The organism is Variovorax sp. LjRoot84, assembly GCF_964254305.1.
In the GTDB taxonomy this organism is placed as follows: domain Bacteria; phylum Pseudomonadota; class Gammaproteobacteria; order Burkholderiales; family Burkholderiaceae_C; genus Variovorax.
Map to the genome: position 1 here is coordinate 464,531 of NZ_CAXUTE020000001.1, position 18,813 is coordinate 483,343.

Here is an 18,813-nt window from a genome sequence, read left to right on the forward strand (position 1 = left end):
TTCGCCTTCGCCCCGGTCCGTAGAGGCCGCAGGGTAACGAAGAACGAACACTGGAGACAAAAGCTTGGGCACCTGGAGCGGCCTCACTGCCGACGAGATGCGGCTGCTGGAGACGACCTTCTGGTCGGCCGGCGGCTCGCGCCATGGCATGGCCGAAAAGCTGGGCTTCTCCAAGAGCAAGGCCAACGCGCTGATCGCCGGCCTGGTCGAGCAGGGCCTCCTGGCCGAGGCCGGCCTGCAGCGCTCCTCCGGTGGCCGCCGGGCTGAGAACCTCCAGCTCCACGCGGGCCTCGGCGTGCTGGTCGGGGTGGACATCGGCGCCACCAGCCTCGACGTCGCGGTGCTGCGGCCCGACCTCACGGTGCTGGCCCAGCATGCGGAGCCGGCCGACGTGCGCGAAGGCCCCGGCGCGGTGCTGGCCCGCGTGCGCGTGCTGATGCGCGAGCTGCTGGGCCGATGCGGCTTCGACGCGAAGCGGGTGATCGGCATCGGCATCGGCGTGCCGGGCCCGGTCAACTTCGAGATCGGCCAGCTCGTGAACCCGCCGCTGATGCCGGCCTGGGACAGCTTCTCGATCCGCGACTACCTGCGCGAGGACTACGCGGCGCCGGTCTTCGTCGACAACGACGTGAACCTGATGGCGCTCGGCGAACTCTGGCGCCTGAAGCGCTCGCTCTCCAACTTCCTCGTCATCAAGATCGGCACCGGCATCGGCTGCGGCATCGTGTGCCACGGCGAGGTCTACCGCGGTGCCGCGGGCTCAGCCGGCGACGTGGGCCACATCTGCGTCGACCAGGAAGGCCCGCGCTGCCATTGCGGCAATGTCGGTTGCGTCGAGGCGATGGCGGCCGGCCCGGCCATCACGCGCATGGCGCTACAGGCTGCGGAAGCCGGCGAGAGCGCCGCGCTGGCCGAGCGTCTGCGCGCGCAGGGCCGCATCGATGCCATCGATGTCGGCCAGGCCAGCCGTGCCGGCGATGCGGCGGCCAACGCGATCGTGCAGCGCGCCGGCAATCTGATCGGACAGATGCTGGCGTCGATCGTGAACTTCTTCAATCCCTCGCACGTGTTCATCGGCGGCGGCATCACGCACATCGGACCGCTGTTCCTCGCGGCCCTGCGCCAGAGCGTGTACCAGCGCTCGCTCGCGCTCTCGACACGGCATCTCGAGATCCAGTACACGCCCCTGGGCACGCAGGCCGGGCTGATCGGCGCCGGCGTGCTGGCCATGCACGAGACGCTGAAGGTTCGCGGGGTCGCGCCATGACGCAGCAGCAGCCCAAGCGCAGCGTCGCCGTCGAATTCGACAAGGTCGTGAAGGCCTTCGGCCCGGTGCAGGTGCTGCACGGCGTGAGCTTCGCCATCGAACCGGGCCGCGTCTACGGCCTGCTCGGCGAGAACGGTGCGGGCAAGTCCACGCTGATGAAGATCCTCGCCGGCTACGAATCGATCACCGGCGGCGTCGTGCGCGTGAACGGCGAGCCGCAGCACTTCGGCAGTTCGCGCGATGCGGAAGCGCTCGGCATCGTGCTGATCCACCAGGAGTTCAACCTGGCCGAAGACCTGAGCGTGGCGCAGAACATCTTCCTCGGCCACGAAAAGAGAAAAGGCTGGTTGCTCGACGACGTTGCGATGGAGCGCGAAGCGGCGACTGCGCTCACCGCAGTGGGCCTCCAGGTCGACCCGCGCACCAAGGTGCGCCGCCTGATCGTCGCCGAGAAGCAGCTGGTCGAGATTGCCAAGGCGGTCTCGCGCCACGCGCGCCTGCTCGTCATGGACGAGCCGACCGCCACGCTCACGCCCGGCGAGACCGAGCGTCTGTTCAAGCTGATCGCGCAGCTGCGCGCCGACGGCGTGACCGTCGTCTACATCTCGCACAAGCTCGACGAGGTCGAGCGCATCACCGACGAAGTGATCGTGATGCGCGACGGCCGCTTCGTGACGCGCGCGCCGACCTCCGAACTCACGCGCCACCAGATGGCCAACCTGATGGTAGGCCGCGAACTCGCCGACCTGTATCCGCCGCGCGATGCCGTGGTCGCGGACGCGGCGCCTGCGATGCAGGTGCGCCACTTCAGCGTGCCCGGCTGGGCCGAGGATGCGAGCTTCGAGGTGCGCCCCGGCGAGATCCTCGGCTTCGCCGGCCTGGTCGGTGCCGGCCGCACCGAGCTCTTCGAAGGCCTGATGGGGCTGCGGCCGGCGAGCGGCAGTGTCGAGATCGGCGGCAAGCCCGTGCAGCTGCGCAACCCGCGCGATGCCGCCAAGCACGGCTTCACCTACTTGAGCGAAGACCGCAAGGGCAAGGGCCTGCACGTGCACCTCGGCCTGCGCCAGAACCTCACGCTGATGGCGCTCGAGCGCTATGCCACGCCCTGGCTGCACCCCGAGGCCGAGCGCAGCGCGCTGGCCGCGGCCGTCAAGGACTACGGCATCCGGACCGGCGACCTCGATGCGCGCGCTTCGTCGCTCTCGGGCGGCAACCAGCAGAAGCTCGCGCTCGCCAAGGTGCTGCAGCCGCAGCCCAAGGTGGTGGTGCTCGACGAGCCCACGCGCGGCGTCGACGTCGGCGCCAAGCGCGACATCTATTTCCTGATCCAGCGCCTGGCCCGCGAGGGGCTGGCCGTGATCGTCGTCTCGTCGGAGCTGATGGAGCTGATCGGCCTGTGCCACCGCGTCGCGGTGATGCGCGCGGGCCGGCTCGTCACGACGCTCGATGCCGATCAATTGACCGAAGAGGAGCTCATCGCTCATGCCACCGGAACCGCAACAAGCCACGCCTGAAGCCGCTACGGCTGCCGCCGCAGCGCACCGCAGCGAAAGCAAGCCGCGCTGGACCGAGCGCCTGCACGGCCTCGGCCCGGTTATCGGCCTGGTGCTGCTGTGCATCGCGGGCACGCTGCTCAACGGCGACTTCGCCACGCTTGACAACGCGATGAACGTGCTCACGCGCACCGCCTTCATCGGCATCATCGCGGTCGGCATGTGCTTCGTGATCATCTCGGGCGGCATCGACCTCTCGGTGGGCTCGATGGCGGCGCTGATCGCGGGTTGCGTGATCATGTTCATCAACGCGATGGGTCCCATGTTCGGCTCGCCGCTCCTCGCGGTGGTGCTCGGCGCCGTGCTCGCCGTGGCGCTGGGCGCGGCGTTCGGGCTCGCGCACGGCCTGCTCATCACCAAGGGGCGCATCGAGCCCTTCATCGTGACGCTGGGCACGCTCGGCATCTTCCGCGCCTACCTGACCTACTTCGCCGACGGCGGCGCGCTCACGCTCGACAACGATCTGTCGGACCTCTACGCGCCGGTCTATTACGCGAGCCTGCTGGGCATTCCGGTGCCAGTGTGGGTGTTCCTCATCGTCGCCGTCATCGGTGGCCTGATCCTGAACCGCACCGCGTACGGCCGCTACGTGCAGGCCATCGGCTCCAACGAGCAGGTCGCGCGCTATGCGGCGGTCGGCGTCGACGGCGTGAAGATCCTCACCTACGTGCTGCTCGGCGTCTGCGTGGGCATCGCGACGCTGCTCTACGTGCCGCGCCTCGGCTCTGCGTCGCCGACCACCGGCCTGTTGTGGGAGCTCGAAGCCATCGCCGCGGTGATCGTCGGCGGCACCGCGCTCAAGGGCGGCGCGGGCAGCATCACCGGCACCGTGATCGGCGCCATCCTGCTCTCGGTCATCAGCAACATCCTGAACCTCACCAGCATCATCAGCGTGTACCTCAACGCCGCGGTACAGGGGATCGTGATCATCGTCGTCGCCTTTCTTCAGCGAGGCAGAAGGTGAGCCCCCGGCTTTTCATTTCCCTTTTTCAACCACGGAGACAACAAGCATGACTCTCATCACCCGACGCATCGCACTCACCGCCGTCGCAGCCGCGAGCTTTGCGGCCTTCCCGGCCTTCGGCGCCGAGAAGGTCAACCTCGGCGTCTCGATCCCCGCCGCCACGCACAGCTTCATGGGCGGCATCAACTACTGGGCCAACCAGGCGAAGAAGGATCTCGAGAAGCAGCACAAGGACCTCAAGATCACGATCAAGACGGCGGCCAACGCGCCCGAGCAGGCCAACCAGCTGCAGGACCTGTCGACGGTGACCAAGATCAACGCGCTGGTGATCTTCCCCTTCGAATCGGCCGCGCTCACCAAGCCGGTGGCCCAGGTCAAGGCCAAGGGCACCTATGTCACCGTGGTCGACCGCGGCCTGACCGACACCAGCGCACAGGACGCGTATGTCGCCGGCGACAACACCGCCTTCGGCAAGATTCCGGCCGAGTACATCGCGAAGAAGCTCAATGGCAAGGGCAACGTCGTCGCGCTGCGCGGCATCGCGACCACGCTGGACAACGAGCGCATGGACGCCTTCAACGGCGTGATGAAGAACTACCCCGACATCAAGCTGCTCGACGCCAAGTACGCCAACTGGAATCGCGACGATGCCTTCAAGGTCACGCAGGACTACCTCACGCGCTTCAAGAACATCGATGCCATCTGGGCCGCCGACGACGACATGGCGGTGGGCGTGCTCAAGGCCATCGAGCAGGCCAAGCGCGACGACATCAAGATCATCTTCGGCGGCGCCGGCGCCAAGGGCATGGTCAAGACCATCCTCGACGGCAAGGACAAGCGCATCGACGCCGACGTGAGCTACTCGCCCAAGTTCATCTACGACGCGATCAAGCTCACGGCCGAAGCGCGCCTGAAGGGCGAGAAGCTGCCGGCGACGACGATCATTCCCTCGGTGCTGATCACCAAGGAGAACGCCAAGGACTTCTACCACCCGAATTCACCGTTCTGAGGCCGATGACCGAGATCCCTTCTCGCAGGCTGCGCTACGCCATGGTCGGCGGCGGGCGCGACGCCTTCATCGGTGCGGTGCACCGCAAGGCGATCGCGCTCGACGGCCAGGCCGAGCTGGTGGCCGGTGCGCTGTCGTCGAGCGCCGAGAAGGCCCGGGCTTCGGGCCGCGACCTGCTGCTGGCGGACGACCGCAACCATGGCGACTGGCAAAGCCTGCTCGACGACGAACTGAAGCGCCCGGAACACGAGCGCATCGATTTCGTCTCGATCGTCACGCCCAACCACGTGCACTTCCCGGTCGCGCAGGCCTTCGTCGAAGCCGGCTTCCACGTGGTGTGCGACAAGCCGCTGGTCCACACGCGCGCGCAGGCCGATGCCCTGGTCGCCGCGGTGACGCGCAAGCGCACGATGTTCGCGGTCACCTACAACTACACCGGCTACCCGATGGTGCGCGAGGCGCGCGAGATCGTGCGCGCGGGCCGGCTCGGCGAGATCCGCAAGGTGGTGGTCGAATACAACCAGGGCTGGCTTTCGACCCAGCTCGAGAGCGAAGGCAACAAGCAGGCCGCCTGGCGCAGCGACCCGGCCATGAGCGGTGCGGCCGGCGCCATCGGCGACATCGGCTCGCACGCCGAGAACCTGGTCGCGACCGTGACCGGCCTCGAGATCGAGAGCCTCTGCGCCGACCTGAGCGCGCTGGTGCCGGGCCGTGCGCTCGACGACGACGGCAGCCTGCTGCTGCGCTTCCAGGGCGGCGCGCGCGGCGTGCTGATCGCCTCGCAGGTCAACACCGGCCTGGAAAACGACCTGCGCCTGCGCGTCTCCGGCACGCTGGGCACGCTGGTGTGGCGGCAGGAGCAGCCGAGCGAACTGCTGCACCTGCCGCACGACGGACCGCGCCGCATCCTGACACGCGGATCGCCCTGGCTCGGCGAGGCGGCGAAGCGCGCGAGCCGATTGCCCAGCGGCCACCCCGAGGGCTTCATCGAAGCCTTCGCGAACGTGTACGGCGGCGTCGTGGCCGACATCCGCGCGCGGCTCGCGGGCCTTGCGGCCGATCCGCTGGAAGCCGACTACCCGCGCGTCGAGGACGGCGCGCGCGGCGTGCGTTTCATCGAGCGCACGGTGGCTTCCGCGAAGAGCGAGGCGAAGTGGACGGCCTGGTGAGCCTGCATGCGCGCGCCCCGCATGCCGCGCTGCCGCTGTAGGTACCCTCCCACAGTTGAATGTCCGCTGCGCCGCTGACCTGGCGCGGCCGCCGGGACAGCATCCCCACGGAGACGCCCGCGATGACCGCCGATCGCGGTGGACCGCGAGTGTCCCGATGCGAAGGGAGATGCGTATGGATGCCACGAACACGCAGGCATGGCTGGCCCTCGGGATCGTCGTGATCCTCGTCTTGGCCGCGCTGGCCGCTTATTTTTCCTATCGAAGACGACAGTCGCGCCGGCTCGCGGACCGCTTCGGCTCGGAGTACGGTCATGCCGTCGAGGAGCTCGGCAGCCGCAGCAAGGCCGAGGCCGAGCTCAGGCGGCGCGAAGCGCGCGTCAAAGCCCTGGACATCGTGGCGCTCGCGCCGGGCGAAGCCGCCAGGTTCAGCCGCGACTGGAAGCGCTTGCAGGCCGAGTTCGTCGACAACCCGGCGGGGGTGGTCGGCCAGGCGGATCAACTGGTGCGGGAGCTGATGCAACAGCGCGGCTATCCGATGGGCGACTTCGAGCACCGCGCCGCCGACATCTCGGTCGACCATCCCGACGTGGTGAGCAACTACCGCGCGGCGCAGGAGATCCGCGCGCGCAACCTGCGCGGCGAAGTCGATACCGAGGAACTGCGCAAGGCGGTGGTGCACTACCGGGCGCTGTTCGACGAGTTGCTCGAGGTGAGGCCGGAAGCCGACCCGCGTGAGCGCATGCCGGCGACGCCGGTCGAGGCCCGAACATGAATCGCGATGTGACCCAGGAAGGCCGCGGCACGGCAGACGCAGCCGCGGCGGTGGAGGAGCGCAACGGGCAGCGAGGCATCGCGCCGGACGACCTGCAGCAGCCCGCGGCCGAGAAGCAGGCGCGCGCCGGGAGCAGCGACGAGTCGCTGGATCCGCTTTTCTCTCCCGACGCGGCGCGCGACTTTCGCGCCAGCTGGGATGCGGTCCAGATCGGCTTCGTCGACGACCCCCAGCAGGCGGTGCGCAAGGCCGACGAGCTGGTGCGCCAGGTCCTCGACAACCTGAGCCAGACCTTCTCCAAGCAGCGCGGCGCGCTCGAGGGGCAGACGGACCAGGTGGAGCAGGCGTCGACCGAGCAGCTGCGCATGGCGCTGCGGCGCTATCGCGCCTTCCTGCAGCGCCTGCTTTCGCTCTAGTGGCGTGAGTTAGAAGTGCGTTGAACTAATCAATGTCGCGTTGATCGATCGTGTACCGTATGTTCACGACGAGGCCGCGATGCGTGGAAGACCCAAGACCGAACTGGTGTTGACCGAAGACGAGCACGAGCAGCTCACTGCACTGACGTTGCGGCGCAAGACCGCGCAGGCCTTGGCGCTGCGGGCACGCATTGTTCTGAGCTGTGCCGAAGGCGTTGACAACAAGGCAGTTGCGAGCCGGCAGCGCGTGACGCCTCAGACCGTCTCGAAGTGGCGTGCCCGATTCGTTGAGCATCGGCTGGACGGATTGCTCGATGCCCCTCGACCCGGCGCACCGCGCACGATCGACGACGCACGCGTGGACGCCGTGATCGCCAAGACGCTGGAGAGCGTGCCCGACGCCGCGACGCACTGGAGCACGCGCACCATGGCGCGCGAAGCCGGCCTGTCGCGCGTCGCCGTCAAGACTTCCGTTTGATCCCTACTTCGCGTTGGCTTCGTAGCGCGAGAACGAACACGGTGTCGATGTCGACAACATATCGATAGAGCGCAACGTACGCGCGCGATCCACGACCAATCAGCAACTCCCGCTTACCCGCCTTGACGGGTCGACCGATCAAGGGGCTGTGACCCAGGATCTCTATAGCTTGCATGATCTCACTGAGGCGTTGCGGGATATCGATCCCCTCGAATCGCGCAAGGTGGTCGATGAACCGATCGAAGTCATCGAGGACTTCTGGGGCGAGTTCAATCTGCGTCATCTCGCCTGTTCAGTGTCCAAGCTTTCGCGCAACCGGCTTTTCAGGTTTCTCGCCTCGTCCACGAGCGGCAAGAAACTTCTTCGCGTCGTCCCAAGGCACCGATTTCCCGGTCGACAACACCTTCGACCAGCGCTTGTCAGCGATGCGATGAAGCTCTTCCTCTGCCTCTACCTGCTCAACGGTTTGTGCGATTGCATCGATGATGAAGGCATGGGCAGTTTTGCCCGCCCGGTCTGCCGCAGCTGAGATGCGATCTTTCAGTTCGTCATCAATGCGAATGGTGGTCGTCGACATAGGAGCTCCTTCGAGGAGCCCATACTGTAGCACGGTTGTGCTACATGATAGAACTGGCGCCCTACAAAGCCCCGGTTTTCCTCCCATCGGCCGAGCGGAGGGAACATCTCGGAACAGCTCGCAACCGGGCTGAGCCGCTAGCGCGGCCTCGTCGCAAGAGCGCCGGCATTCGGGCCAAGGCCAAGGCTTTTGCCGAACCTGCCGGGCAGGCGCTGGCACAAGGCCCACAATCCGGCCCATGACCGAACACGAGTTCCTCAATCCCTACACCCACGGTTTCGCACGCCTCGCCGTGGCGGTGCCGCGCAATCGCGTGGCCGATCCGGTGTTCAACGTGGCCGAGACCATCCGCATGTACCGCGAGACGGCGGCCGACGGCGCGGTGCTGGTCGCCTTCCCCGAGCTGGGCCTCTCGGCCTATACCTGCGACGACCTGTTCCACCAGGCGGCCCTGCTCGATGCCTGCGAGCGAGCGCTGCTGGAGGTCGCCGCGGCCTCGCGCGACATCGGCGCCGTCGCCGTCGTCGGCCTGCCGCTGCGCGTGGACCACCGCCTCTTCAACTGTGCCGCCGTCGTCGCAGGCGGCCGGGTGCTGGGCGTGCTGCCGAAGACCTACCTGCCGAACTACGGCGAGTTCTACGAAGGCCGGCAGTTCAACGGCGCCGACAGCGCGCTCTCCACCGAGGTCGAGCTCGGCGGCGAACGCGTGCCCTTCGGCACCGAGCTCCTGTTCCGGGCGCGGCAGATGCCGCTCTTCAAGCTGCACGTGGAGATCTGCGAAGACGTGTGGGTGCCCATTCCCCCGTCGAGCTACGCGGCGCTGGCCGGTGCGACGGTGCTGGTCAATCTTTCGGCCTCCAACATCACGATCGGCAAGTCGGACTACCGGCATCGGCTGGTCAGCCTGCAGTCGGCGCGCTGCCTCGCGGCCTACCTCTATTCGTCGGCGGGCATCGGCGAATCGACCACCGACCTGGCCTGGGACGGGCAGGCGCTGATCTGCGAGAGCGGCGACATGCTGGCCGAGAGCGAACGCTTCAGCAACCGCTCGCACTTCATCGCGGCCGACGTCGACCTCGAGCGCCTGTCGCGCGAGCGCATGCGGCAGAACAGCTTCGGCACTTCGGTCCAGAAGCACAAGAGCGCGCTGGCGAACTGGCGCACCGTCGAATTCGACCTCGCGCCGCCGCCTCAAGTGCCGCGCGGCCTGCTGCGCACGGTGGAGCGCTTTCCCTACGTGCCCGCCGATCCGGCGCGGCGCGACGAGCGCTGCAGCGAGGTGTTCAACATCCAGGTGCAGTCGCTGGTGCAGCGGCTGGAGGCCAGCCGCATCGACAAGCTCGTGATCGGCGTCTCGGGCGGGCTCGATTCGACCCATGCCTTGCTGGTCTGCGCGCAGGCGATGGACCGGCTCGGCCTGCCGCGCGCCAACATCCTCGGCTTCACCATGCCCGGCTTCGCAACCAGCGGGCGCACGCTGGCGCAGGCGCACCGGCTCATGGCCAGCATCGGCTGTACGGCGCGCGAGATCGACATCCGTCCGAGCTGCCGCCAGATGCTGGAAGACCTGGGCCATCCCTTCGACCAGGGCGTCCCGCAGTACGACATCACCTTCGAGAACGTGCAGGCCGGTGAACGCACCAGCCACTTGTTCCGCCTGGCCAACCACCACAACGGCATCGTCGTCGGCACCGGCGACCTGAGCGAATTGGCGCTGGGCTGGTGCACCTACGGCGTCGGCGACCACATGTCGCACTACAACGTGAATGCGAGCGTGCCCAAGACGCTGATCAAGCACCTGGTGCACTGGGTTGCTGCAACCCAGGTGCTGGGCGCCGCGGGCAGCGCGGTGCTGCGCGACATCCTCGAGACCGAGGTCAGCCCCGAGCTGATTCCAACCGCTGCCGCCGACGGCGCGGAGGCGTCGGCGCAGCCCGGCCAGCGGACCGAGGACGTCATCGGCCCCTACGAGCTGCAGGACTTCCACCTCTACTACACGCTGCGCTACGGCTTCAGGCCGACCAAGGTCGCTTTCCTCGCGCATGCGGCCTGGGGCGACCGCACGCGCGGCCGCTGGCCCGAGGACGAGCTTCAGCCGGCGCGCAACGAGTACGCGCTGGCCGACATCAAGCGCCACCTCGGCACCTTCCTCTACCGCTTCTTCAAGATCAGCCAGTTCAAGCGCTCGTGCGTGCCGAACGCGCCCAAGGTCGGTTCGGGCGGATCGCTCTCGCCGCGCGGCGACTGGCGCGCGCCCAGCGATTCGGAAGCGGAGGTCTGGCTGGAGGATTTGAAGCGCGTGCCGGCGCCTTGATCCGATCGAAACAGGATCGTTCATTCAGATCACTCCGGCCGGGCAACGGTGGAGGTGCACTATTTCACGGAAGCTTCCAGAAGCTGCATGCGACGGGCAGCTGGCGGGCCGATCGTCGGATCCAGCGCATTTAATCCTGCTTCCAATTCAGGACGGGAGGAAATGAATGAGATGAAATCTGGCATTCGCCATCGCCGCGATCGGCATTTTTCTGGGCGGATGCGCCTCCAAGCCACAGTTGCCGGTGCCGCTCGGCGATCAGGCACTGAGCGCCCCAGCCGGCAAGGTCGGCATCGCAATGTCGGCGCTACCCAAGGTGGACACCTACTTCCCCGGCGCCGACTGCCTTCTCTGCTATGCGTTCGCAAGCGCTTCCAACAGCTCGCTGACCAAGCACGCGGGGACGCTGTCGCACACTGAGCTTTCGAATCTCAGGCAGGATGTCGCGGCAGTCCTGGCGAAGCGGGGCGTGGAGACCGTGGTCATCGGGGATGCGCTGGACCTCAAGAACCTTCCCGATGCGTCGATCACCGCACCCAACGCGGCGAAGAAGGATTTCTCGTCGCTGCGTGCAAAGCACAAGCTCGACAAGCTGCTCGTGCTGGACGTTTCGATCGTCGGCTACTGGCGAACCTACGCGTCCTACGCGCCGACGAGCGACCCAAAGGCAACGGTCAAGGCCACCGGCTACCTGGTCGATCTGAAGACCAACGCCTACGACTGGTACCTGCCCATCGACATCCAGCGCACCGCGGAGGGCAATTGGGACGAGCCGCCCAAGTTTCCAGGCCTCACGAACGCTTATTTCCAGGCGCTGGAAGCGAGCCGCGACAGCGTCCTGAAGACCTTTGAACAACGCGCCACGCCCTGAGTCCATGACGTCACGGCGTCGTGAGCTTCTCGTGCGTCGGCTGGCGGGTGCGGGTGCAGCATGGGCGCTGCTGGGCCCGGTGTTCGCGCAATCCGCCCCGACGCCTGAACTGAGCGCCGAAGCCAAGGCCGAAACGGCACCTGCTGTGCTGCAGAGATGGTCGCTCCAACTTCCCAAGACCGATCCGGTCGCCTTCAAGGGCGTTGCCAGCTTCGACGGCGCAGGGATGGCCGGCGGTGCCATGGCGTATCCCGCGCCCAATGTGGGCGGCTTCCTGGCGGCCGTGATCGTGCATGGATTGATCAACGAAGCGTCGAAGAATCGCAGAAGGCGAGTCTTCAGCAGGCCGCCGACAAGGTGCTGGACCCCTAACGGGCCCTTCTGTCGGCCTACACGCACGCGGAGCTGATGCGCGATGTGCCGGGCGACGGCCGCAGCGTGAGCCAAGCCGAACCGGCCGGCTCGCCCATCGGCGCGGAATGGCAAGTGGAAAGCGTGCCCCTGTTCGCCTTGACGCAAGATCAGAGCGCGCTGGTATTGGAGAACGCGATCATCGTCCGCAAATCCGGCGCCCCCGAACCGGCGGCTTACCAGAGCATCGTCAAGGTCGTTTCCAAACCGATCGACGACCCGGAGCCGGTGGGTTACTGGAGCGCGGAGAACGGCAAGCGCTTGCGGCAGGAGGCCGGCGGCTTACTGCACGAATCCATCGATCTCGCTGTCTCGGTCGCCGCTCGCGGCCTGCCGGAGACTTCCACATTGCACAAGACCTACAGATACACGGAGGGAAAGATCGAGAAGATGGAGCGCGCCGCATTGGTCGTCGACCGCTGCGCAAGAATCGTCCTGCGCACGCTCCGGGATACCTTGCTCTCGGTTCCGGGCGACGCGAAGTCTTCTGCTTGCGGCGCTTTGGCGGCCAACTGATCGACGGTTTTCCGCGTCGCGGACAACAGCGTGCGTCTCAAGCCAAGGCGCCGAACTTCTTGCTTTCCCGGCTTCCCCGGAGATGCCACTCGATGTCCGAGGCGCGACTGCCCACCGCGCGGACGGCTTCGCGCAGGCGATCGTGCGTGACGTCCAGTTTCCTGGACCATTTGTCGAGCTCGCGGGCGGTGCTGATGTCGATGCGGTCGGAGTGAATGCCGCCGCCTGCTATGGCTGCTTTTTTCATCTCGTTTGCTCCTGTCGGTTGTCGCACCCTAGGAGATGCACTATCTCCCGCTTGTAGGAAATCAGGCCACGGGACTGCCCGCCGCGTCAACCTCGCTGAAGGCTGGGGGCTGCCGGCCGATTGCTCTATTCCGCCGATCCGGCGTGTGGGTTAGAAAGCGGCTGGCTTTCATTTCCAATCCATCTTTGCTGGAGTACACGATGAGGACTCACACCCCCCGCCTCGGGATTGCCACCGCGGCCTGCCTTCTGTTCGCCGGCACGGCGAGCGCACTCGACTATCCGCCGCGCAAGCCCGGCCTGTGGGAAATGACGATCCAGTCGGACGACGGTGCCTCCAAGGCGCCCCCGATGCAGACCCAGCAATGCATCGACGCCGCCACCGACAAGGCCATGCGCGAGATGGGCAGCAACGCAGGCCAGCAAGCCTGTTCGAAGCAGGACATGCGCACCGAGGGCGGCAAGATGGTGGTCGACTCGGTGTGCAAGATCGGCACCACCACCGCCACCACGCATTCGGTGGTCTCGGGCGACATGGGAACCGGCTACCGCATGGAAAGCCGCTCCAGCTACAACCCGCCGCTCGCGGGCCGCAAGGAGGGCACGGCCATCATCGAGGCCAAGTGGGTCGGGCCCTGCAAGGCGGGCCAGAAGCCGGGTGACATGGTGATGTCGAACGGCATGAAGATGAACGTGCTGGACATGATGGGCGCTCAAAAGAAGAAGTAGGCTGCCGCCGACAGCGCTTCGCGTCGGCCCGTCTGCGTGATGAGCCGGGCATCGGCCTACGATCTGCGCCATGCCCGACGACCTGGTCATCGCCCGCCCCGAAGGCCTCTACTGCCCGCCGGGCGACTTCTACGTCGATCCGTGGAAGCCGGTCGACCGCGCCGTCATCACGCATGCGCACTCGGACCATGCGCGCGCCGGCCACGGCCACTACCTCGCGCACCGCGACAGCGCCGGCACGCTGCGCGCGCGGTTGGGCGAGATCACGCTGCAGACGCTGGACTACGGCGAGGCCATCGCCCACCAGGGCGTGAAGCTCTCGCTGCATCCGGCCGGCCACGTGCTGGGCTCGGCGCAGGTGCGGCTCGAGCACGGCGGCCGCGTCTGGGTCGCCTCGGGCGACTACAAGACCGAGCCCGACGGCACCTGCACGGCCTTCGAGCCGGTGCCCTGCGACACCTTCATCACCGAATCCACCTTCGGCCTGCCGATCTACCGCTGGCCGTCGCAAGCCGAGCTGTTCGCCGAGATCAACGGCTGGTGGCGCGCCAACGCCGAACAGGGCCGCGCCTCGGTGCTGCTGTGCTATGCCTTCGGCAAGGCGCAGCGCATCTTGCACGGCGTGGATGCGGGCATCGGTCCGATCGTGGTCCACGGCGCGGTCGAACCTTTGAATGCGGTCTACCGCGCGGCCGGCGTGGCGCTGCCGCCGGCCTTGCGCGTGACCGATCCCGGCGTCGATGCCGCGCTGCTCCAGCGCGCGCTGGTGCTCGCGCCGCCTTCGGCCCATGGCACGCCGTGGATGCGGCGCTTCGGCAACTACTCGGATGGCTTCGCGAGCGGCTGGATGCAACTGCGCGGCACGCGCCGGCGGCGCGGTGTCGATCGCGGCTTCGTGATGTCTGACCATGCCGACTGGCCGGGGCTGCAGCAGGCCATCGCCGGCACCGGGGCCGAGCGCGTGTTCGTCACGCACGGCAGCGTGGCGGTGATGGTGCGCTGGTTGAGCGAGAGCGGGCTCGATGCGCGAGGGTTCAAGACGGAGTATGGGGACGAGGACATGGAAGCGCCGCCCGCGCCATGAAGCAGTTCGCCGCGCTCTACCGCGAGCTCGATGCGAGCACCTCGAGCCTGGCCAAGCAGGCCGCGCTGCAGCGCTATCTCCTAAGCGCCGCGCCGGCCGACGCCGCCTGGGCCGTGTACTTCCTGGCTGGCGGCAAACCGCGGCAACTGGTACCGACCAAGCTGCTGCGGCTGCTCGCGCAGGAGGCCGCCGGCCTGCCGGAATGGCTGTTCGTCGAAAGCTACGAGGCGGTCGGCGACCTGGCCGAAACCATTTCCCTGCTGCTGCCGTCGCCGACCGATGCGCACGACCTGGGGCTCGCGGTCTGGATCGAAAAGCATCTGCTGCCCTTGCGCGGCATGGCGCCCGAGCAGCTCTCCGATGCGCTGCGCGCGCAATGGCGCCGTCTCGCGCCCGAGGAGCGGCTGGTCTATTTCAAGCTCATCACCGGCGGCTTCCGCGTCGGCGTCTCGCGCCTTCAGGTCACGCAGGCGCTGTCGGCAGTTGGCGGGCTCGACCCCAAGCGCATCGCGCAGCGGCTGATGGGCTACACGCACATCGCCGGCCAGCCCACCGCGGCCGACTACGCCGCGCTGATCGCGCCCGAGAGCAGCGGCGAGCTCGACCAGCATACCAGCGGACAGCCCTATCCCTTCTTTCTCGCGCATCCCTTCAACCTGCCGCTCGAACAGTTCGATGCGGCGCTCGGGCCGCCTTCGCAATGGCTCGTCGAGTGGAAGTGGGACGGCATTCGCACCCAGCTGGTCAAGCGCGCCGGCCGGGTCTGGCTATGGTCGCGCGGCGAAGAGCTGGTGACCGAGCGCTTCCCCGAGCTCGCGCAGATGGGCGAGACCTTGCCCGATGGCACGGTGCTCGATGGCGAGGTGGTGGTCTGGCGCAGGGACTCGACGTCGCCTAGTGGCGAGGGTCGCGTCCAGCCCTTTGCCGAGCTGCAGAAACGCATCGGCCGCAAGACGCTCAGCCCGAAGCTGCTGCGCGAGATCCCCGCGGTGCTGCTGGCCTACGACCTGCTCGAATGGGAGGGTCGCGACCAGCGCGCACTGCCGCAGGCCGAACGCCGCGTGCTGCTCGACGATCTGCTGACCGCCGCGCAGCATCCTTCGCTCGTCGCCAGTCCCATGCTGCACGGCGAGAGCTGGCAGGACCTGGCGCGCCAGCGCGAAGCCGCGCGCTCGATGGGCGTCGAAGGAATGATGCTCAAGCAGCGCGAGGCGCACTACGGCGTCGGCCGCACCAAGGACGTGGGCCTGTGGTGGAAGTGGAAGATCGATCCGCTCTCCGTCGATGCGGTGCTGGTCTACGCGCAGCGCGGCCATGGCCGCCGTGCCAGCCTCTACAGCGACTACACATTCGCCGTCTGGGACGGGCCGCCCGAAGCGCCAGAACGCAGGCTCGTGCCTTTCGCCAAGGCCTACTCGGGCCTGACCGACGCCGAGATGGCGCGCGTCGATGCGGTCATCAAGAAGACCACCATCGAGAGCTTCGGCCCGGTGCGCAGCGTCGAGCCCACGCTGGTGTTCGAGCTCGGCTTCGAAGGCATCGCACGCAGCATGCGCCACAAAAGCGGCATCGCGGTGCGCTTTCCGCGCATGCTGCGCTGGCGCGAGGACAAGCCGGTGGAGGAGGCCGATACCCTGCAGACGCTGGCGGCGCTGCTGCCCGCATGAAGACGCATCGCGCAGATAGAGAAGAAGTTCTCAGTCTCGACCGCTACCTGAGCGCACCGCGGCAAACTGCAGGACCCAATGACGCAGTTCTGAGAAACTCGGCACTCCCATCCATGCACGATCACCGTAACCCTCGTCCCAGCGTCGACCTGCGCGAGCACGCCGTTCATCTGCTGATGCAGGCCGCGCCGCTGGCCGGCATGGGGCTGCACGAGGCGCGGGTCGTGGTCGATGCGATGCGGCCGCTGCACCTGCTGGCCGACACCCTGCTGTTCGAGGAAGGCGATGCGGTCGACAACGACTACATGGTCCTGGTGCTCGATGGCCAGCTGCGTGTGGTCAGCAGCAACGGCGTCCCCGGCGACGAGGTCGTGATCTCGGTCATCGGCCCGGGCAGCCTGGTCGGCGAAATGGGCGTGATCGACGGCGGGCCGCGCTCCGCGAGCTGCACGGCGCTGAACGACGTCAAGCTCGGCGTGCTGTCGCGTACCTCGCTGCTGGAGCTGATCGAGACGCACCCCGGCGCCGCGGCCCGCCTGATGCTGGGCGTTGCCAAGGGCCTGGCCGAGCGGCTGCGCGAGGGCAACCGGCGGCTGCGCACGCTGTCGCGGGTCACGCGTGCGTTGCAGTCGGAGCTGGATGCAGCGCATGCGGTGAACCGCCGCCTGCTCGATGCGCAGGGCCGTCGCTGAGCCTCAGATCAGGATGACCGGCTCGTCGGGCAGCTCGTTGCGGTCGGCCTGGTCCTCGGCCAGCGGAAAGTGCGCGACCAAGAGCGCCGACATCTCTTCCAACGCCTGCGTGAGCCCGTCCTCGAAACGGCCCTCGCGAAAGGCGGCTGTCATGCGCTGCGCCATCGCAGCCCATTCCTCGGCGCTCACGTGCGCATCGATGCCGCGGTCGGCCACGATCTCGATCGCGTGCTCGGCCATCAGCAGGTAGATCAGCACGCCGTTGTTGTCCGCGGTGTCCCACACGCGCAGCTTGCCGAACATCATGATCGCGCGCTCGCGTGCCGGCGCGCCGCGCCACAGGTAGGACATCGGCAGGCCTGCCTCGACGCAGATGCGCACCTCGCCGCTGTGCCGGCGCTCGCTGGCCGCGACCCGTCGGCCCAGGCGCTCGATTGCTTCCGGCGGCAGTGCGCGCCGCACGTCGGCCGCGTCGATCCAGCGATGGCGCCAGAGGCGCGCGAGCTTCGAGAAGAAGGAGGGGCCGGCCATGGCTACCAGTCCCCCGAGGCGCCGCCGCCCCCGAAATCGCCGCCGCCGCCGGAGCTGAAGCCCCCGCCGCCCGAGGAGCCGCCGCTCCAGCCGCCGCCACCGCCACCGGTGCCCCAGCCGCCGAGGCCGCCTCCGCCCAAGCCACCGCCGCGCCGGCCGGCGCCGGCACCGAAGGCCGTCGACAGCAGCGTGAAGAGCAGCGCGCCAAGGCCAGCGAGCACCGCGACCACCAGGCTCGAGGTCAGCACCATCACGAGCATGCCCGTCGCGCCGCCCAGCGCCAGCGGCCCCAGCACCTTGCCGAGAATGGCGCGCGCGATCGGGCCGCCGATCAGCACGCCGAAGAACAGGAAGATGGCAAGGTCCTGCCAGTCGAATCCGCTGTCGTCGCGCGCATCGTTGCCGAAGTCGCCGCTCTTGTTGTCGACCTCCGGCAGTGCCTCGCCCTTGACGCGCGCGATCAGCTGGTCGGCCGCCGCGTCGAGCCCGCCCGCGAAATCGTTCTCGCGAAAGCGCGGCTTCATCGCATGGTCGATGATGCGCGCCGCCGCGATGTCGGGCACCGCCCCTTCGAGCGTCTTCGCGACCTCGATGCGCATCTTGCGGTCGTTCTTGGCGACGATGACGAGGATGCCGTCGCCCACCTCCTTGCGGCCGATCTTCCAGTCATTGCCGACGCGGTTGGCGTAGCTCGCGATGTCTTCGGGCGCCGTGGTCGCGACCATCAGCATCACGATCTGCGAACCCTTCTGCTGCTCGAAGGCCTGGAGCTTGGCTTCGAGCGCCTGGCGCTGCGAGGCGTCGAGCGTGCCGGTCTGGTCGATCACCCGCGCGCTGAGCGCCGGCACCGGCAACAGGTCCTGGGCCTGTGCGCCGGCGAGCCCGACGGCCACCAGGAAGAGGGCTGTCAGCGCGCGCCGGATGCGGGCGGCCGTCATCTAGGAAGTTACTTCTTGGGTGCGCCGAAATCCACCGTCGGCGGCGTCGAGATCTGGGCTTCGTTCTGGACGCTGAAGTTGGGCTTCGCGTCGTAGCTGAACACCTTGGCCGTGATGTTGGTGGGGAAGCTGCGCGCGAGCACGTTGTACTCCTGCACCGTCTGGATGTAGCGGTTGCGCGCCACGGTGATGCGGTTCTCGGTGCCTTCCAGCGTCACGCGCAGATCGCGGAAGGCCTGGTTGGCCTTGAGGTTGGGGTATTGCTCGGCCACCACCATCAGGCGCGACAGCGCGCTGGAGAGCTCGCCCTGTGCCTGCTGGAACTTGTTGAAGGCCTCGGGGTTGTTGAGCGTCTCGGGCGTGACCTGGATCGAGGTCGCCTTGGCGCGCGCCTCGATCACCTTGGTCAGCGTTTCCTGCTCGAAGTTGGCTTCGCCCTTGACCGTGGCCACGATGTTCGGCACCAGGTCCGCGCGGCGCTGGTACTGGTTGAGCACCTCGCTCCAGGCCGACTTGCTGGCCTCGTCGAGGCGCTGGAAGTCGTTGTAGCCGCAGCCTGCGAGCGACAGCGCCGTGAGGATGATCAAGAGCCAGCGTTTCACCATG

The 18,813-nt window shown here is 67.6% G+C and carries 20 protein-coding genes and 1 pseudogene; 15 read left to right on the forward strand and 6 right to left on the reverse strand.

The annotated features are described in order from the left end of the window. Positions 1 to 97: 97 nt before the first annotated feature. The 8 genes and pseudogenes from ACSQ9I_RS02440 to ACSQ9I_RS02475 form a co-directional block, all read left to right on the forward strand. Positions 98 to 1,267 (forward strand): ROK family protein, encoded by a 1,170-nt coding sequence (locus ACSQ9I_RS02440; RefSeq protein WP_436315699.1) that lies wholly within the window; start codon positions 98 to 100, stop codon positions 1,265 to 1,267. Further along, positions 1,264 to 2,781, forward strand: coding sequence for a sugar ABC transporter ATP-binding protein (locus ACSQ9I_RS02445; protein WP_436312155.1), 1,518 nt, complete (start codon positions 1,264 to 1,266; stop codon positions 2,779 to 2,781). Before ACSQ9I_RS02440 ends, ACSQ9I_RS02445 begins: the two co-directional genes overlap by 4 nt. After that, the gene (locus ACSQ9I_RS02450; protein ID WP_093104879.1) at positions 2,750 to 3,784 is read left to right on the forward strand and encodes an ABC transporter permease; all 1,035 of its coding nucleotides are present in this window, start codon (positions 2,750 to 2,752) and stop codon (positions 3,782 to 3,784) included. Before ACSQ9I_RS02445 ends, ACSQ9I_RS02450 begins: the two co-directional genes overlap by 32 nt. A gap of 46 nt (positions 3,785 to 3,830) precedes the next feature. Continuing rightward, positions 3,831 to 4,793 (forward strand): substrate-binding domain-containing protein, encoded by a 963-nt coding sequence (locus ACSQ9I_RS02455; RefSeq protein WP_436312156.1) that lies wholly within the window; start codon positions 3,831 to 3,833, stop codon positions 4,791 to 4,793. A 5-nt stretch (positions 4,794 to 4,798) separates the two neighbouring features. Beyond that, on the forward strand, positions 4,799 to 5,962 hold the full coding sequence (locus ACSQ9I_RS02460) for a Gfo/Idh/MocA family protein (protein WP_436312157.1): 1,164 nt from the start codon (positions 4,799 to 4,801) through the stop codon (positions 5,960 to 5,962). Between the two features lie 175 nt (positions 5,963 to 6,137). Continuing rightward, a complete protein-coding gene (locus ACSQ9I_RS02465) occupies positions 6,138 to 6,737 on the forward strand; it encodes a hypothetical protein (RefSeq protein ID WP_436312158.1) in 600 nt (199 codons plus the stop codon). Then, positions 6,734 to 7,153: a hypothetical protein gene (locus ACSQ9I_RS02470; RefSeq protein ID WP_436312159.1), complete on the forward strand. Its 420-nt coding sequence runs from the start codon at positions 6,734 to 6,736 to the stop codon at positions 7,151 to 7,153. Before ACSQ9I_RS02465 ends, ACSQ9I_RS02470 begins: the two co-directional genes overlap by 4 nt. A 79-nt stretch (positions 7,154 to 7,232) precedes the next feature. Continuing rightward, a pseudogene (locus ACSQ9I_RS02475) lies at positions 7,233 to 7,616 on the forward strand (helix-turn-helix domain-containing protein); the annotation flags it as partial. Here the strand turns inward: ACSQ9I_RS02475 and ACSQ9I_RS02480 are convergent. Continuing rightward, entirely contained in the window at positions 7,615 to 7,914 is a 300-nt protein-coding gene (locus ACSQ9I_RS02480) for a type II toxin-antitoxin system RelE/ParE family toxin (protein WP_436312160.1), read from the reverse strand. The pseudogene ACSQ9I_RS02475 and the gene ACSQ9I_RS02480 overlap by 2 nt on opposite strands. A 9-nt stretch (positions 7,915 to 7,923) precedes the next feature. Continuing rightward, the gene (locus ACSQ9I_RS02485) at positions 7,924 to 8,208 is read right to left on the reverse strand and encodes a CopG family ribbon-helix-helix protein (protein WP_436312161.1); all 285 of its coding nucleotides are present in this window, start codon (positions 8,206 to 8,208) and stop codon (positions 7,924 to 7,926) included. 238 nt (positions 8,209 to 8,446) lie between these two features. Here ACSQ9I_RS02485 and ACSQ9I_RS02490 point away from each other — a divergent pair, with 238 nt between their 5' ends. The 3 genes from ACSQ9I_RS02490 to ACSQ9I_RS02500 all read left to right on the forward strand — a co-directional run bounded on the left by ACSQ9I_RS02490 (position 8,447) and on the right by ACSQ9I_RS02500 (position 12,320). Then, positions 8,447 to 10,522: an NAD(+) synthase gene (locus ACSQ9I_RS02490; RefSeq protein WP_436312162.1), complete on the forward strand. Its 2,076-nt coding sequence runs from the start codon at positions 8,447 to 8,449 to the stop codon at positions 10,520 to 10,522. A gap of 244 nt (positions 10,523 to 10,766) precedes the next feature. Then, positions 10,767 to 11,393 carry a hypothetical protein gene (locus tag ACSQ9I_RS02495; RefSeq protein WP_436312163.1) on the forward strand — a complete coding sequence of 209 codons (627 nt, stop codon included), beginning with the start codon at positions 10,767 to 10,769 and terminating at the stop codon, positions 11,391 to 11,393. Positions 11,394 to 11,801: 408 nt separating this feature from the next. Continuing rightward, positions 11,802 to 12,320: a hypothetical protein gene (locus tag ACSQ9I_RS02500; protein WP_436312164.1), complete on the forward strand. Its 519-nt coding sequence runs from the start codon at positions 11,802 to 11,804 to the stop codon at positions 12,318 to 12,320. 37 nt (positions 12,321 to 12,357) lie between these two features. Here ACSQ9I_RS02500 and ACSQ9I_RS02505 read toward each other — a convergent pair whose 3' ends face one another. After that, on the reverse strand, positions 12,358 to 12,567 hold the full coding sequence (locus ACSQ9I_RS02505; protein WP_436312165.1) for a DUF3606 domain-containing protein: 210 nt from the start codon (positions 12,565 to 12,567) through the stop codon (positions 12,358 to 12,360). 200 nt (positions 12,568 to 12,767) lie between these two features. Here ACSQ9I_RS02505 and ACSQ9I_RS02510 point away from each other — a divergent pair, with 200 nt between their 5' ends. The 4 genes from ACSQ9I_RS02510 (at position 12,768) to ACSQ9I_RS02525 (ending at position 16,738) form a co-directional block, all read left to right on the forward strand. Then, complete coding sequence (locus ACSQ9I_RS02510; protein ID WP_436312166.1) at positions 12,768 to 13,295, forward strand: DUF3617 domain-containing protein; 528 nt, start codon at positions 12,768 to 12,770, stop codon at positions 13,293 to 13,295. Between the two features lie 70 nt (positions 13,296 to 13,365). Then, complete coding sequence (locus tag ACSQ9I_RS02515; RefSeq protein ID WP_436312167.1) at positions 13,366 to 14,379, forward strand: ligase-associated DNA damage response exonuclease; 1,014 nt, start codon at positions 13,366 to 13,368, stop codon at positions 14,377 to 14,379. Beyond that, the gene (locus ACSQ9I_RS02520; protein ID WP_436312168.1) at positions 14,376 to 16,046 is read left to right on the forward strand and encodes an ATP-dependent DNA ligase; all 1,671 of its coding nucleotides are present in this window, start codon (positions 14,376 to 14,378) and stop codon (positions 16,044 to 16,046) included. Before ACSQ9I_RS02515 ends, ACSQ9I_RS02520 begins: the two co-directional genes overlap by 4 nt. Positions 16,047 to 16,159: 113 nt before the next feature. After that, a complete protein-coding gene (locus ACSQ9I_RS02525) occupies positions 16,160 to 16,738 on the forward strand; it encodes a cyclic nucleotide-binding domain-containing protein (RefSeq protein ID WP_436312169.1) in 579 nt (192 codons plus the stop codon). A 3-nt stretch (positions 16,739 to 16,741) separates the two neighbouring features. On the opposite strand, the gene ACSQ9I_RS02530 is transcribed toward ACSQ9I_RS02525, so the two are convergent. The 3 genes from ACSQ9I_RS02530 to ACSQ9I_RS02540 are packed head-to-tail and all read right to left on the reverse strand — an operon-like array spanning position 16,742 to position 18,812. After that, positions 16,742 to 17,269: a TPM domain-containing protein gene (locus ACSQ9I_RS02530; protein ID WP_436312170.1), complete on the reverse strand. Its 528-nt coding sequence runs from the start codon at positions 17,267 to 17,269 to the stop codon at positions 16,742 to 16,744. A 2-nt stretch (positions 17,270 to 17,271) separates the two neighbouring features. Continuing rightward, complete coding sequence (locus ACSQ9I_RS02535; protein WP_436312171.1) at positions 17,272 to 18,207, reverse strand: TPM domain-containing protein; 936 nt, start codon at positions 18,205 to 18,207, stop codon at positions 17,272 to 17,274. An 8-nt stretch (positions 18,208 to 18,215) separates the two neighbouring features. Next, positions 18,216 to 18,812, reverse strand: coding sequence for a LemA family protein (locus tag ACSQ9I_RS02540; RefSeq protein ID WP_244503816.1), 597 nt, complete (start codon positions 18,810 to 18,812; stop codon positions 18,216 to 18,218). Between the last annotated feature and the right edge of the window lies 1 nt (position 18,813).